Origin of the sequence: Nonomuraea sp. 10N515B, assembly GCF_052245915.1 — a bacterium.
In the GTDB taxonomy this organism is placed as follows: Bacteria; Actinomycetota; Actinomycetes; order Streptosporangiales; family Streptosporangiaceae; genus Nonomuraea.
In genome coordinates, this window is record NZ_JBQQBQ010000004.1 from 133,913 (window position 1) to 145,990 (window position 12,078).

Below are 12,078 nucleotides of genomic sequence, written 5' to 3' on the forward strand. Positions count from 1 at the left end.
AAAGGAGTCGTAACGTGCGCATCACCGCGGCACTGACCGAGACCAAAGGCGCTCCCTTCGCCCTCACCCCCCTCGAACTGGACGACCCGCGGCCGGGCGAGGTCGTCGTGCGGATGGTGAGCTCCGGCGTCTGCCACACCGACCTGATCGTCCGCGACCAGTGGTACCCGGTGCCCCTGCCCGCCGTGCTCGGCCACGAGGGCGCGGGCGTCGTGGAGGCCGTCGGCGACGGCGTCACCTACGTCGCCCCCGGCGACCACGTCGTGCTCACGTTCAACTCCTGCGGCTCCTGCCGCATGTGCGACCAGGGCCGTCCGGCGTACTGCGACCAGTTCTTCGCCTTCAACTTCGCGGGCTCGCGCGGCGACGGCAGCATGACGCTGCACCGGGACTCCGGCGACGTGCACGGCGTCTTCTTCGGCCAATCGGCGTTCGCCACCTACGCCCTGGCCACCGAGCGTAACGTCGTGAAGGTGGACCGGGACGCGCCGTTGGAGCTGCTCGGCCCGCTCGGCTGCGGCATCCAGACCGGCGCCGGCGGTGTGCTCAACTCGCTCAAGCCGCCCGCGGGCAGCAGCATCGCGGTCTTCGGTGCGGGCTCGGTCGGCATCAGCGCCGTCATGGCCGCCGCCGTCGCGGGCTGCACCACCATCGTCGCCATCGACCTGAACGACCAGCGACTGGAGCTGGCCGAGCAGGTGGGCGCCACGCACATCATCAACGCGGCCGCGGGCGACACGGTGGAGCGGCTCCGCGGCCTCACCGGCGGCCTCGGCGTGGACTACACGGTGGAGACCACCGCGGTGCCCGCCGTGCTCCGGCAGGCGGCCGACGCGCTCAACCAGGGCGGCACCTGCGGCCTCATCGGCGCCGCCGCGCTCGGCACCGAGGTCTCGCTCGACATGTCCTCGCTGCTGTTCGGCCGCAGTGTACGCGGCATCGTCGAGGGCGACAGCGTGCCGCGCCAGTTCATCCCCAAGCTCGTCGACCTATACCAGCAGGGCCGGTTCCCGTTCGACAAGCTGATCAAGACGTACGCCTTCGAGGACATCAACCAGGCGGTCGAGGACTCCGAGAAGGGCACCACCCTCAAGCCCGTCCTGACCTTTGGAGCGCGCTGATGAACCTCCGCTACGACACCTTCTTCATCGGCGGCAGCTGGGTCAACCCCGCCACGGACCGAGTGATCACCCCGGTCAACGCCAGCACCGAGGAGCCGCTCGGCCAGGTCCCCGAGGGCGCCGAGGCCGACATCGACGCGGCCGTCGCCGCCGCCCGGCGGGCCTTCGACGACCCGTCCGGCTGGGCGAGCTGGGAGCCCGCCCGGCGCGCCGACGTCATGGACCGCCTGGCCGACGCCATCGACCGGCGGGCCGACGGCTTCGTGGAGCGGGTCAGCGCCCAGAACGGCATGCCGGTCGCCGTGGCCCGCCAGCTGGAGACCGGCTACCCCAGCGCCGTACTGCGGTACTACGCCGGGCTGGCCCGCGCGGCCGAGTTCACCGAGACCAGGGACGGACTGTTCGGCGGCTCGATCCAGGTGCGGCGGGTGCCGGTCGGCGTGGTGGCGGCCATCGTGCCGTGGAACTTCCCGCAGGCGCTGACCATGTTCAAGATCGCGCCGGCGATGGCGACCGGGTGCACGCTCGTCATCAAGCCGTCGCCGGAGACCGTCCTGGACGCCTACCTGCTGGCCGAGGCCATGGAGGAGGCCGGCGTCCCCGCCGGAGTCGTCAACATCGTCCCCGGCGGACGCGAGGTCGGAGCGTATCTGGTCGCCCACCCGAACGTGGACAAGGTGGCCTTCACCGGCTCCACCGCGGCCGGCCGGATGATCGCCGAGACCTGCGGGCGGCTGCTGCGCCCGGTCACGCTGGAGCTCGGCGGCAAGTCCGCGGCGATCGTGCTCGACGACGCGGACCTGGACCTGGCCAAGATCGGCGAAGGGCTGTTCGGGTCCACGCTGCTCAACAACGGCCAGACATGCTTCCTCGGCACGCGGGTCCTGGCCCCGCGCAGCCGGTACACCGAGGTCGTCGACGCCTTCACGGCCCTGGCCGGCTCCTTGACCGTGGGCGACGCCGGTGACCCCGCGACCCAGATCGGGCCGATGGCCACCGCCCGGCAGCGCGACCGGGTCGAGTCGTACATCGCCAAGGGGCGTGGCGAAGGGGCCCGGATCACGGTCGGCGGCGGACGCCCCTCCGGGCTGGACCGTGGCTGGTTCGTGCAGCCGACCGTCTTCGCCGACGTGGACAACGGCTCCGTCATCGCCCAGGAGGAGATCTTCGGGCCCGTCCTGTCCCTCATCCCGTACGACGACGTCGACCACGCCGTCCGCATCGCCAACGACTCCGACTTCGGGCTCGGCGGCACGGTGTGGACCAGCGACCCCGAACGCGGCGCCGCCGTCGCCCACCGGGTCCGTACCGGCACCATCGGGGTCAACCGCTACATCCCCGACCCCGCCGCCCCCTTCGGCGGCGTCAAGGCCAGCGGCCTCGGCCGGGAACTCGGCCCCGAGGGACTGGCCGGCTACCAGCAGATCCAGACCGTGTACGTGTGACGCCCCACGCCAGCCGCCCGCCTGTTCGCCGGCGGGCGGCCACGGTCGGGCGGACTTAGACCGGTACCCAACCTATTGGCGAGTCACGTCTGAGGCGGGCAGCGGCGACTAGCTTGGGAATGTGCGAACCGTCGCTTGAGACCACCTTCGCAGGTCCGCTGCCCCTTGCCGCGGAGGCCACTACCAAGGCATCTACTACGCACTCGTGCCCGTCCAAGCCGGCGTCATCCAGCAACAAGCCGGCCAGGTCCGCAACTCCTTCCGTCACGGGCAGCACGGTCAGGTGCGCGCGCTGCCAGATGAGAAGCTTTCCGACCGCTCCGGTACGACGCACCTCAGCCAGCGTCACGGCACTGATCGCCGGAATGAAACCGTCATCCCTGGCAATGGCTATCCGGGCAACGATTCGGGGATCGTCCTCACCGAGCAGGGAGAACGACTGGGCGTCGAGCACGAGCATGGGCGTGGGGAACTGAACGTCCGCGCGCCTTACTCTGCGGACCACGCCCGCCTGGCTTCCGTCATGACCTCGTCGGACAGTGGGCCGACCCTCCGTTCGTGGTCGGCCACGATCTCCTCGGCCTTCAACAACGCCAAGCCGTACTCGGCGGCCTGATCAACAAAACGCGAGAACCCCCGAGGACCGGTAATCTGCCCCTTATTCCAAAGATTTCCTTGACATAGTTCGGTTGTCGGCCAAGGATTCCAAGCATGTCTTTGGAATCCTGGAGGAAGCGGCCACGGCAGGTGCTCGACGACCCGGCCGCCATGCGGGCATTTGCCCATCCCGTCCGCTTGGCACTGCACGAGCTGCTGATGCGGGCCGGAGCCACGACCGCCGCGGACGCCGCCCGCGAGGTCGGCATCAGCCAGGCACTGGCCTCCTACCACCTGCGGCAACTCGCCAGGTACGGCTTCGTGGAGCAGGCCGAGGCGCGCGATGAGCGGGAACGGCCGTGGAAGGCGACGTCGCTGACCCAGGAGTGGTCCGATGCCGAGTCGAGGCCCGAGGCCTCGGCCGCCCGTGGCCTGCTGGAACAGGTCATCGCCGAACGGGCGCTGTCACGGCTGGCCGAATGGCAGGAGCGCCGCATGGACGAGCCGGACGCGTGGCGGAAGGTCGGCGGGATCGGCAGCTCCTACCTCTACGTCACACCCGACGAGCTCGCCTCGCTCGACGCGGCGGTCGATCGCCTGCTGGAGCCGCTGATGGCGCGGATCGCCGACCCGTCCGAGCGGCCGGAGGGGGCCCGGCCTGTTCTGCTGACCACCCTCCTGGTTCCGCTTCCGGCGACCGGCACCGGTGACTGACGCCAGGGACGCCACCCTGCCGGGAGAGGAACCGGCGGGGGAGGCCACGAGCGCTCCGGAGAATTCGACAGAGGAGGCGCCGGGCGGGATCCGGGGGCTGGTCGGGGGGAACCGAGACTACCGGCGACTGCTCTCGGCCGGGCTGATCTCACAGACCGGTGACTGGGTCATCAGCACCGGCCTGGCGTACCACGTCTACGTGCTCACCGGGTCCACGCTGTCCAGCGCCACCATGCTGCTGGCCGGCCGCCTACCGGACGTCCTGCTCGGCTCGCTGGCGGGAGTGCTCGCCGACCGATGGGACCGCCGCAGGCTGCTGGTGATCGCGGACGTGCTGCTCGCGATGGGGTTGCTGCCCCTGCTGGCGGTACGCGAGCCGGGTCAGGTGTGGATCGTCTACGCCGTCGCCCTGTGGACGGGCGTGCTCAGCACGGTCCTGTTCCCCGCCCAGAAAGCCCTCGTGCCACAGATCGTGGCCGCCTCGCAGCTAGTCAGGGCCAACGCGTTGCACGGACAGAGCGGCCAGGCCGCCAGGCTGCTGGGCGCGCTGGCGGGCGGGGTCGCGGTCGGTGCAGGTGGGCTGGCCGCCGTCGTGTGGATCGGCGTGGCCGGCTTCCTGATCTCCGCGCTCCTGCTGGCCCGGCTGCGGACGCCCGCCCGCGCCGCGACCGCGACGACAATGGGCAGGCAGTGGGTCTCCGGGCTGCGACTGGCCAGAACGAACCGAGGCGTGCGCCTGCTGGTGGCATACATGGTGATCACAGGGCTGGGCGAGGGTATCTTCGGGACGCTCGCGGCACCATTCGTGGCGGACGTGCTCGGCGGAAATGGGGACGCCTACGGGCTGTTCCTGTCGGCGCAGGCAGTCGGCGGGATCGCCGGCGGTCTGGCGGTCGCCACCCGCCCGGGGAACGCCACGCCGCGGGCGCTGTTTGGATGGGGGACGGTCGTCTTTGGCCTGGCCGACCTGGCGCTGTTCACCTATCCACTCGTGACGCGTGAGCTGTGGCCGGCCATCGTGCTGATCGCCCTGGCCGGGATACCGGCCGCGGCAGCCATGGCGGGGCTGACCACGTTCGCCCAGACGGTCACCGACGACGACCGGCGGGGCGCGGTCTTCGGGCTCCTCATCAGCGCCCAGGCCGCCACGTCGCTGCTCGGGATGGCGCTGGCGGGCGTGCTCGGCGAACGGCTCGGCATTGTCCCAACGCTCTGCTTGCACGCCAGCGGCTTGACCATGGCGGGGCTGCTTGTTCTGGTCAAATCGGAGCGTAATGCCCATTAACCTGCAATCACGCGTGATTCGATACGGGCCTCTTCGCGATATCGCTATCGCGATGCGGTAGACGGATGCCGCCGCCCGCACGCCGTCGCTCGAACAGGCCGCCCGCTGGTCATCCTGGCGCCCTCGGCGCCAAGCACAAGCACGACGGTCCACACCGCCGCGCCCGTTTGGACACCGCATACTCCCAGCTCAGCTGACGAATGGCGGCTGCCGCATCTAGACGGGTAGATCCCACGAAGGCCCGTCAGGCTGCCCGAGCCATACCCATTGGCCCTCGGGTGTCACGGTGAGACCGAAACCGGATTGGTGAGGCTGACCTGCTTTCTGCCACGTTTCGATGGCCTTCTCGATCCGGTCCCACAAGCGGACAGGTCCTCGCTGGCAAACCACCCACCCGCCCCCGTCAGACGGCCGAACGTCGGCGTGTGAGCCCGTCTCAACGTCATGGAGGGCGTTCTGGCCCTGGACGACGACGCCGAGCTTCGGATCGTAGAGGTAGCTGAGCCCGAAGCGCTGGTTGTCCCAGAACCCGTACTGGGTGTTGACGTGCTTGCCGAAGCCCAGGCCGACGACATACGAGGGGCGCTTGGCGAAGACGAACTGCTGGCCGGTGACCGTGTCCGCGCGGTGCTCGGTGTACGGGGCGCCCGCGTACGGGCGGAGCGTGCCGATGGCGGCCCCGGCGCTCGGCCGCGGTCGGATAGTGCTCTGCCCCGCAGATCGGCGCTCCGCGGACCCGTCCGGTGGACGCGGAGCTGTCGTGGGGCACCGGCTGGACCGCGGCGGACGGTGTGCACTTCGACGCCTATGACCAGCCCGTCCCCACGTTCTTCCGTGACGGCTCCCCCGTCGATCCCGCGACGGCCGGCGACCTCGACCGGCTGGAGATCCGCTACGCCGCGGCGGGCAGCCCCGTGTCCAGGTCCGTGACCCTCGGCGACCGGCTCCAGGTGCGGGTCGAGGCCGGTCCCGGCCAGTTCTTCGAACGCATCCCGCTGGTGCTGGAGAAGGGCGACACGCTGCAGTGGATCGGCGACGGCACGGTCGCCGCCCCCGGCTCCCCGGCCACGACCGAGAACGCCACCGGGCTCGTCGTCAACCGCGACGGCCGGAGCGTGGAGATCCGCTGGACCGGCGCCGACGCGGCGACGCTGTGGCCGTCGGCCTTCCCCGTCGCGGACGGGAACCGTACCCTGCAGGTTCTCGACCTCAAGGCCACGGGGCGGCTCGCCTACGACATCCGGATCGTCGACGACGACTGCCCCGGCTCGGACGAGCGGGCGAAGGTCTTCATCGGCAACCGGGACACCGGCGTCGCCAACACCGACGACGGCACCGGCTGCACGGTCGCCGACCTCCTACGGGCGGACGAGCAATGGGAGAGCCACGCCGCCTTCGTATCCCACGCCACGAAGACCGCCACGACGCTCACCCGCGAGGGCGTGCTGACCCGACACGACGCCGCGCGCCTGGTGGTCGCCGCGGCCCGCTCCGACGTGGGCCGCGACCTCGTCACCGCCGCGCCGAGCCAGACGAGCGTCGTGGCCGGACAAGAGCTCTCGGTACGGATCTCCGGACGGAACATCGACGAGGTGACGCTCTCGGGGTCGTGCCTCGCCGGCGATGCCGGCGCCTCGGGCCCCGGCGAGGTGAAGCTCGCCATCCGGGAGACGATGCTTCCCGGATCGTGCCGGATCACCGCCGAGACGCTGCGTGACACGGGGACGACCGAGATCGACACCTTCGAGGTGCAGATCGTGCCGGACGCCCAGGGCGTGGTGTTCCGCGACAGCTTCTCCTCGGCGGCGGCGACGTCCGAGGCGTGGAGCGCCGTCGACGGCGTTTGGGCCGTGACCGGCGGTGTCTACCGCCCGCAGGACACGACCCGCACGGGATGGAAGTCCGTCGTCGACGACCTGAAGATCGCCGATGGCTCCGTCGAGGTCGGCGTCGACTTCCGCACGCTCGCGACGTCGTCCGCCTTCGGCGGCATCCAGGTGCGGACGGCGAAGCCCGGGGACGCCTACACGCAGTCCGGATACATGGTCTATCTCCGCCCCAACGGCTCGGTCGACGTCTTCCGGGCCGGCACGGGCGTCATCGCGACCGGGTCGGGGACGGCGGTCACCGGACCGACGACGCTCCGGGTGGAGCTCCGCGACGCCGAGATCCGCGCCTTCGTCGGCGCGGACCCGGCACCCCGCGTCACCGTCACCGACCCGAACCCGATCACCGGGCTCGGTTACGTGCAGCTCGTCACGGGCCGCGCGGCCGTCGACTTCGACAACGTCCGCGTGACCGCCCCCCTGCGGTGACCCCGACCTGCCGCTGGTCGCGGGCGTCGGCGGCGACGTGCAGGTCGCCGTTGCCGAGGAGCAGGCCCGAGGTGTAGCCCGTGGTCTGCACGGTATTGATCGCGGGCGGAGCGGTGTAGGCGTCGTCGATGGCCGACAGGAGCCTGCGGATGTCCTGCCACTGCGACGCGTCGGCCTGGGTGGGAGCCGGGCTGACGGCGACCATGGTGGAAGCTAGGAGTGCGAGGGCGAGCAGGGAACGTTGCCTCATTGGGGGGCGCCTCTCCGTTCAGAAGGGATCAGAGGGTCTGTACGGTGGCCGTGCGCCGGGCCCGTTCGGCGGCGAAGACGACCCGGTGGCTGTCGACGCTCTCCTGGATGCCGGACAAGATCAGCTCGGGCCGGCCCTCGTGGAGGGCGGTGACGAACGACTCGATCAGCGCGGCGTCACCGCCGGCGTGCCCCTCGGCCGCGCTGGAGCCGTCCGACGAGGTGTCGATGGTGGTCGTTTCTTCTGACAAGAAGTCATAAATGTGGATCAAGCGGCCGTCGCCGGTCAGCTGCCCTTGGGTGCCGAACAGCTTGGTGTGCCGGTTCTCCAGCGGCGTGAAGGCGGTCATCGTGAACGCTGCGGTGATCCCGCCCTCGTACTCGATGGTCACCACTTGGTGGTCCACCACGTCGTTGTCGCTGGCGTACACGCAGCGCCCGTAGGGGCCCTCGGCGAGCGCCCTGGTGACCGCCTCCTCGGTGAGCACGCCGCCGGTCGCGACGCGGGTGAAGTACTGCTTGGTGCCGCCGTGACACAGCCCGTCGCGGTAGAGCCGCACGGCCGAGTACGCGCATGCGCGCTCGACCGGGCACTCCAGGCACCGGTCCGCGGCACCGGCCGGCCGGCGGTCGGCGCGGAAGTGGCGCAGTCCGCCGAAGGAGGAGACCCGCTCGGCCCTGCGGCCCACGACGTGGCCGAGCCAGTCGATGTCGTGGCAGGACTTGGCCAGCAACGCGAAGGTGGTCTCGTCCTCGCGCCGCCAGTTGCCGCGGACGAAGGAGTGGGCGAAGTGGTACCAGCCGATCGGCTCCAGGTGCTCGACGCTGACGATGTCGCCGATCCTGGGCAGCACCTCGCGGAGCTTGCGCGTGTAGGGGGTGTAGCGCATGACGTGGCAGACCGCGATCATCGCGCCGGTGCGGGCGGACGCCTCGCCGATCGCCACGGTCTCCGACTCGGTGGGGGCGATGGGCTTCTCCAGCAGGATGTCGTAGCCCTGCCCGGCGAAGACCTCCGTGGGCGCCAGATGGTCGGCGTCCAGCGTCGCCACGATCACCGCGTCGGCGATCCTGCCGAGGTCGGCCAGCTCCTTCCAGCACCGGAAGACCCGCTCGGGCGGCAGCTCATGCCGGGCCGCGAACTCCTGGCGGACGCCGGCCCGCGGCTCGGCCACGGCCACCACCCGTACCCGGTCGGGCCACCGCGCGGCCAGCTCGGCGTAGGCCGCGCCGCGTGCGCCCGCCCCCACCACGGCCAGGGTGATCGGCCGGTCGAGGGCCTCCCCGACATGGTCCCTCAGGTTGATCATCCTTTGACCGCTCCCCCGGTGAGTCCTTTGACGAAGTGCTTCTGCAGCAGGAAGTAGAAGATGAGGATGGGCAGGGCCGACAGCACCATCAGGCCGAACATGCCGCCGTAGTCCCGCTGGAACTGGCCGAGCGCGCGGTAGACGCCCACGGTGACCGTGGTGCCGCCGGCCGGGCCGAGAATGATGAGCGGGTTGAGGAAGTCGTTCCAGATCCACACGCCCAGGAAGATCAGCACGCTGGCCGTGGCAGGCCGCAGCAGGGGGAAGACCACCCGCCAGAACGTGCCGAACTGGCTCGCCCCGTCGATCGAGGCGGCCTGCTCCAGCTCGACCGGGATGGCCCTGATGAAGCCCGAGAAGACGAACACCCCGAACGGCACGTAATAGCCGACGTTGAACAGCACCAGCCCGCTGATCGTGCCCATCAGCCCGGTCACGTTGAGCACCTGCGTGACCGGCACCAGGATCACCTGGGGCGGGATCATGAGCCCGGCCAGCAACACCAGCAGAGTGATCCGGGCGAAACGCGATGGCGTGCGGCAGATGTAGTGGCCGAGCATGGCCGAGACGACCGTGAGGAGCACGATCGACAACAACGTCACGGTGACGCTGTTGATCAGGCCGTTCCAGAACAGGTTGTCCGGGCGGGTGAGCGCCTGCGTGATGTTGTCCAGCGTCGGCGGGATCGGCAGCGCGGCCGGCGACGCGGTGATGTCCGGGCCGTGCTTGAAGACGTTCGCCGCGACCAGGTAGAGCGGCAGGAAGAACGCGCTGGCCACGGCGATCGCGACCAGCGGGCGCAGCTGCCTCATAGGTCCACCTCCCGGCGGTTGAGCACGCGCAGCACGATGCCGGACACCGTCGCGATGATCACGAGCATGAGGATGGCCATGGCCGACGACTCGCCCGTGCGGTTGGCGGTGAAGCCGATCTGGATGACGTTGAAGGCCACGGTCGCCGTGGTCCCCAGCCCGGGCCCGCCCGCGGTCAGGACCTGGATGTGGTCGTACGCCTTGAAACCGGTGATCAGCAGCATCACCGTGTTGGTGGTCAGCGCGGGCGCCAGCAGCGGCCAGGTGATCTTGCGGAAGCGGGTCCACGTGCCGGCGCCGTCGATCGACGCGGCCTCCAGCAACGACTGGGGCACGCCCTGCAGCGCGGCCAGGTAGACCACCGAGCAGAAGCCGAGCATCTGCCAGCTGATGATGAAGCCGATCGAGTACAGCGCCAGATCGGGATCGGACAGCCAGCCGACGCGGACGCCGAGCAGCTGGTTGATCAGGCCTTCGTCCTGCAGCATGGCCATCCAGACCACGCTGACGACCACCGAGCTGAGCACGACGGGGATGAAGAAGACGCTGCGCAGCACGCGGTAGAGCCAGCCGGTGCGGTCGAGCAGCACGGCCACGCCCACGCCGGCCACGTTCGGCACGATCACGATGATCAGCGTCAGGATCGTGGTGACCTTGAGCGGGTCAGGAAGGCGGGGTCGCCGAGCAGGCGCAGGTAGTTGTCCAGCCCGACGAAGCGGGTCCGCGTCGCGAAGAGGCTGGCGTTGGTGAGGCTGTAGCCGAAGCTGAGCAGGATCGGCGCGAGCACGAAGCAGGCGTAGACCAGCACGCCGGGCGCGACGAAGCTCAGCAGGTACGGCAGCCGCCCCGACGAGGCGGCCGCCCGCAGGTGGCGCAGGGGCATTTACTGGCCGCCCGCCTTGACCCACTCCTCGTCGAGCGCCTTGGCCGCGGCGGCGCCGTCGGTCTTGCCCGCGATGATCTCCTGTGCCAGCGCGAACACCTTGTCGCCCACCCCGGGCAGCAGGGAGTCGTCGCCCGTCTCGACCGTGAAGGCGTTGACGACCTGGCCCGACTTGAACACCTCGAGCGTGGCGTTGTAGACCGGGCCCATCTGCGGCGGCTGGTAGCCGTTGATCGCGATGATGGCCGCGTCGGTCTTGACGAGAACGTCGTTGTTGGCCGCGTTCTGGTTGAACTCCAGGGCGAATGTCCTGGCCGCCTCCAAGTTCTTGGACTTGGCGTTCACGATGGGCCCGCCGCCGGTGTACGACGGCACGACGACCTTGCCGTCGTCGGTGGGCCAGGCGAAGACCCCGATGTCGAACGGCGGCTTGTTGGCGTCGGCCGAGGCGGCGAACCACGACCCCATCGGGTACATCGCGCCCTTGCCGTCCAGGAACGCCTTCTCCGTCGACGGGTAGTCGCGCGACAGCCCGGCCTTGTCGATGTAGCCCTTGCCGACCAGGTCGGCGAACTTCTGCGTGGCCTTGGCGAAGACCGGATCGCTGAACTTCGCCTGTCCGCCACGCCGCTTGACCAGGAAGTCCGGCTGCTGGGCGTAGACGTCGGCGCCGACGAGCGCGATCCAGATGTAGCCGGCCGCGAACGCGTCCTTGCCACCGCCGCCCACCACGAACGGGTTGATGCCCTTGGCCTTGAGCTTGGCTGACACCTCCAGCAGCTCGGCGTACGTCGTCGGCGGCGCGGTGATGCCGGCCTCGGCGAACAGCGTCTTGTTGTAGTAGACCAGCGGGGTCGGCTGGGAGTTGTAGGGCAGCTGGTAGATCTTGCCGCCCAGCGGGTTGGAGCGCGGGTAGGTGTAGTTCTTCAGCTCCTCCTCGCTCCAGGCGTACAGGTTGCCGCTCTCGGCGAGCCCGCTGGGCGCGATGGCCTGCAGGACGTCGGGGAGCTGGCCGGAGGCCAGCAGCTGCTTGGCGTAGGCGTTGCGCTCGCCCGCGCTCGGCGCCACCAGCTTCTTGACCGCGATGTCCGGGTGCTTGTCGGTGACGCGCTTGATGGCCGCGTCCCAGTACTCCGGCGTCAGGTTGGGTGTCTCGAACACCAGGAAGGAGATCTCCTTCTTGCCGCTCGCCGCTGGTTGTTGCGACCCTGCCGGCGCACACGCGACAAGCGCCAAGGCAGCGGTGGTCAGCACTATGGCCTTCTTCACCTGGGGGTCCTCTCTCAAGGGGTGCAGATATATTTTTAGGGGTTCCTCTAATAATTGGCAATGCCCTACCATCGATTC

At 69.9% G+C, this 12,078-nt stretch carries 12 protein-coding genes; 6 read left to right on the forward strand and 6 right to left on the reverse strand.

All coding sequences use genetic code 11. From position 1 onward, the window contains the following. Positions 1–14 precede the first annotated feature (14 nt). The 6 genes from ACTWQA_RS07180 (at position 15) to ACTWQA_RS07205 (ending at position 7,477) form a co-directional block, all read left to right on the forward strand. Positions 15–1,121: an NAD(P)-dependent alcohol dehydrogenase gene (locus tag ACTWQA_RS07180; protein ID WP_443158472.1), complete on the forward strand. Its 1,107-nt coding sequence runs from the start codon at positions 15–17 to the stop codon at positions 1,119–1,121. Further along, a complete protein-coding gene (locus ACTWQA_RS07185; protein ID WP_443158473.1) occupies positions 1,121–2,566 on the forward strand; it encodes an aldehyde dehydrogenase in 1,446 nt (481 codons plus the stop codon). The genes ACTWQA_RS07180 and ACTWQA_RS07185 overlap by 1 nt, the downstream gene beginning before the upstream one ends. Before the next feature lie 205 nt (positions 2,567–2,771). After that, on the forward strand, positions 2,772–3,182 hold the full coding sequence (locus ACTWQA_RS07190) for a hypothetical protein (RefSeq protein WP_443158474.1): 411 nt from the start codon (positions 2,772–2,774) through the stop codon (positions 3,180–3,182). Positions 3,183–3,277: 95 nt separating this feature from the next. Beyond that, positions 3,278–3,877: a helix-turn-helix domain-containing protein gene (locus tag ACTWQA_RS07195; RefSeq protein WP_443158475.1), complete on the forward strand. Its 600-nt coding sequence runs from the start codon at positions 3,278–3,280 to the stop codon at positions 3,875–3,877. Beyond that, a complete protein-coding gene (locus tag ACTWQA_RS07200) occupies positions 3,870–5,162 on the forward strand; it encodes an MFS transporter (RefSeq protein ID WP_443158476.1) in 1,293 nt (430 codons plus the stop codon). Before ACTWQA_RS07195 ends, ACTWQA_RS07200 begins: the two co-directional genes overlap by 8 nt. A gap of 743 nt (positions 5,163–5,905) precedes the next feature. Continuing rightward, on the forward strand, positions 5,906–7,477 hold the full coding sequence (locus ACTWQA_RS07205; protein WP_443158477.1) for a hypothetical protein: 1,572 nt from the start codon (positions 5,906–5,908) through the stop codon (positions 7,475–7,477). Here ACTWQA_RS07205 and ACTWQA_RS07210 read toward each other — a convergent pair. From ACTWQA_RS07210 to ACTWQA_RS07235, 6 genes are read right to left on the reverse strand one after another with little or no spacing between them, the layout of a single operon-like run. Continuing rightward, positions 7,419–7,727 (reverse strand): hypothetical protein, encoded by a 309-nt coding sequence (locus ACTWQA_RS07210; RefSeq protein WP_443158478.1) that lies wholly within the window; start codon positions 7,725–7,727, stop codon positions 7,419–7,421. The genes ACTWQA_RS07205 and ACTWQA_RS07210 overlap by 59 nt on opposite strands. 28 nt (positions 7,728–7,755) lie before the next feature. Beyond that, positions 7,756–9,036 (reverse strand): Gfo/Idh/MocA family protein, encoded by a 1,281-nt coding sequence (locus tag ACTWQA_RS07215; RefSeq protein WP_443158479.1) that lies wholly within the window; start codon positions 9,034–9,036, stop codon positions 7,756–7,758. Then, positions 9,033–9,848 (reverse strand): carbohydrate ABC transporter permease, encoded by an 816-nt coding sequence (locus ACTWQA_RS07220; RefSeq protein WP_443158480.1) that lies wholly within the window; start codon positions 9,846–9,848, stop codon positions 9,033–9,035. The genes ACTWQA_RS07215 and ACTWQA_RS07220 overlap by 4 nt, the downstream gene beginning before the upstream one ends. Continuing rightward, on the reverse strand, positions 9,845–10,474 hold the full coding sequence (locus ACTWQA_RS07225) for a carbohydrate ABC transporter permease (RefSeq protein ID WP_443158481.1): 630 nt from the start codon (positions 10,472–10,474) through the stop codon (positions 9,845–9,847). Before ACTWQA_RS07225 ends, ACTWQA_RS07220 begins: the two co-directional genes overlap by 4 nt. Positions 10,475–10,485: 11 nt before the next feature. Next, positions 10,486–10,731 carry a hypothetical protein gene (locus ACTWQA_RS07230; protein ID WP_443158482.1) on the reverse strand — a complete coding sequence of 82 codons (246 nt, stop codon included), beginning with the start codon at positions 10,729–10,731 and terminating at the stop codon, positions 10,486–10,488. Then, entirely contained in the window at positions 10,732–12,000 is a 1,269-nt protein-coding gene (locus ACTWQA_RS07235; RefSeq protein ID WP_443158483.1) for an ABC transporter substrate-binding protein, read from the reverse strand. It abuts the gene before it with no gap. Positions 12,001–12,078: the final 78 nt, after the last annotated feature.

Excerpts from the sequence above, each read along its gene's own strand:
- ACTWQA_RS07210 (WP_443158478.1), bottom strand. The coding sequence starts at position 7,727 with ATGAGGCAACGTTCCCTGCTCGCCCTCGCACTCCTAGCTTCCACCATG.
- ACTWQA_RS07215 (WP_443158479.1), bottom strand. The coding sequence starts at position 9,036 with ATGATCAACCTGAGGGACCATGTCGGGGAGGCCCTCGACCGGCCGATC.
- ACTWQA_RS07220 (WP_443158480.1), bottom strand. The coding sequence starts at position 9,848 with ATGAGGCAGCTGCGCCCGCTGGTCGCGATCGCCGTGGCCAGCGCGTTC.
- ACTWQA_RS07185 (WP_443158473.1), top strand. The coding sequence starts at position 1,121 with ATGAACCTCCGCTACGACACCTTCTTCATCGGCGGCAGCTGGGTCAAC.
- ACTWQA_RS07230 (WP_443158482.1), bottom strand. The coding sequence starts at position 10,731 with ATGCCCCTGCGCCACCTGCGGGCGGCCGCCTCGTCGGGGCGGCTGCCG.
- ACTWQA_RS07195 (WP_443158475.1), top strand. The coding sequence starts at position 3,278 with ATGTCTTTGGAATCCTGGAGGAAGCGGCCACGGCAGGTGCTCGACGAC.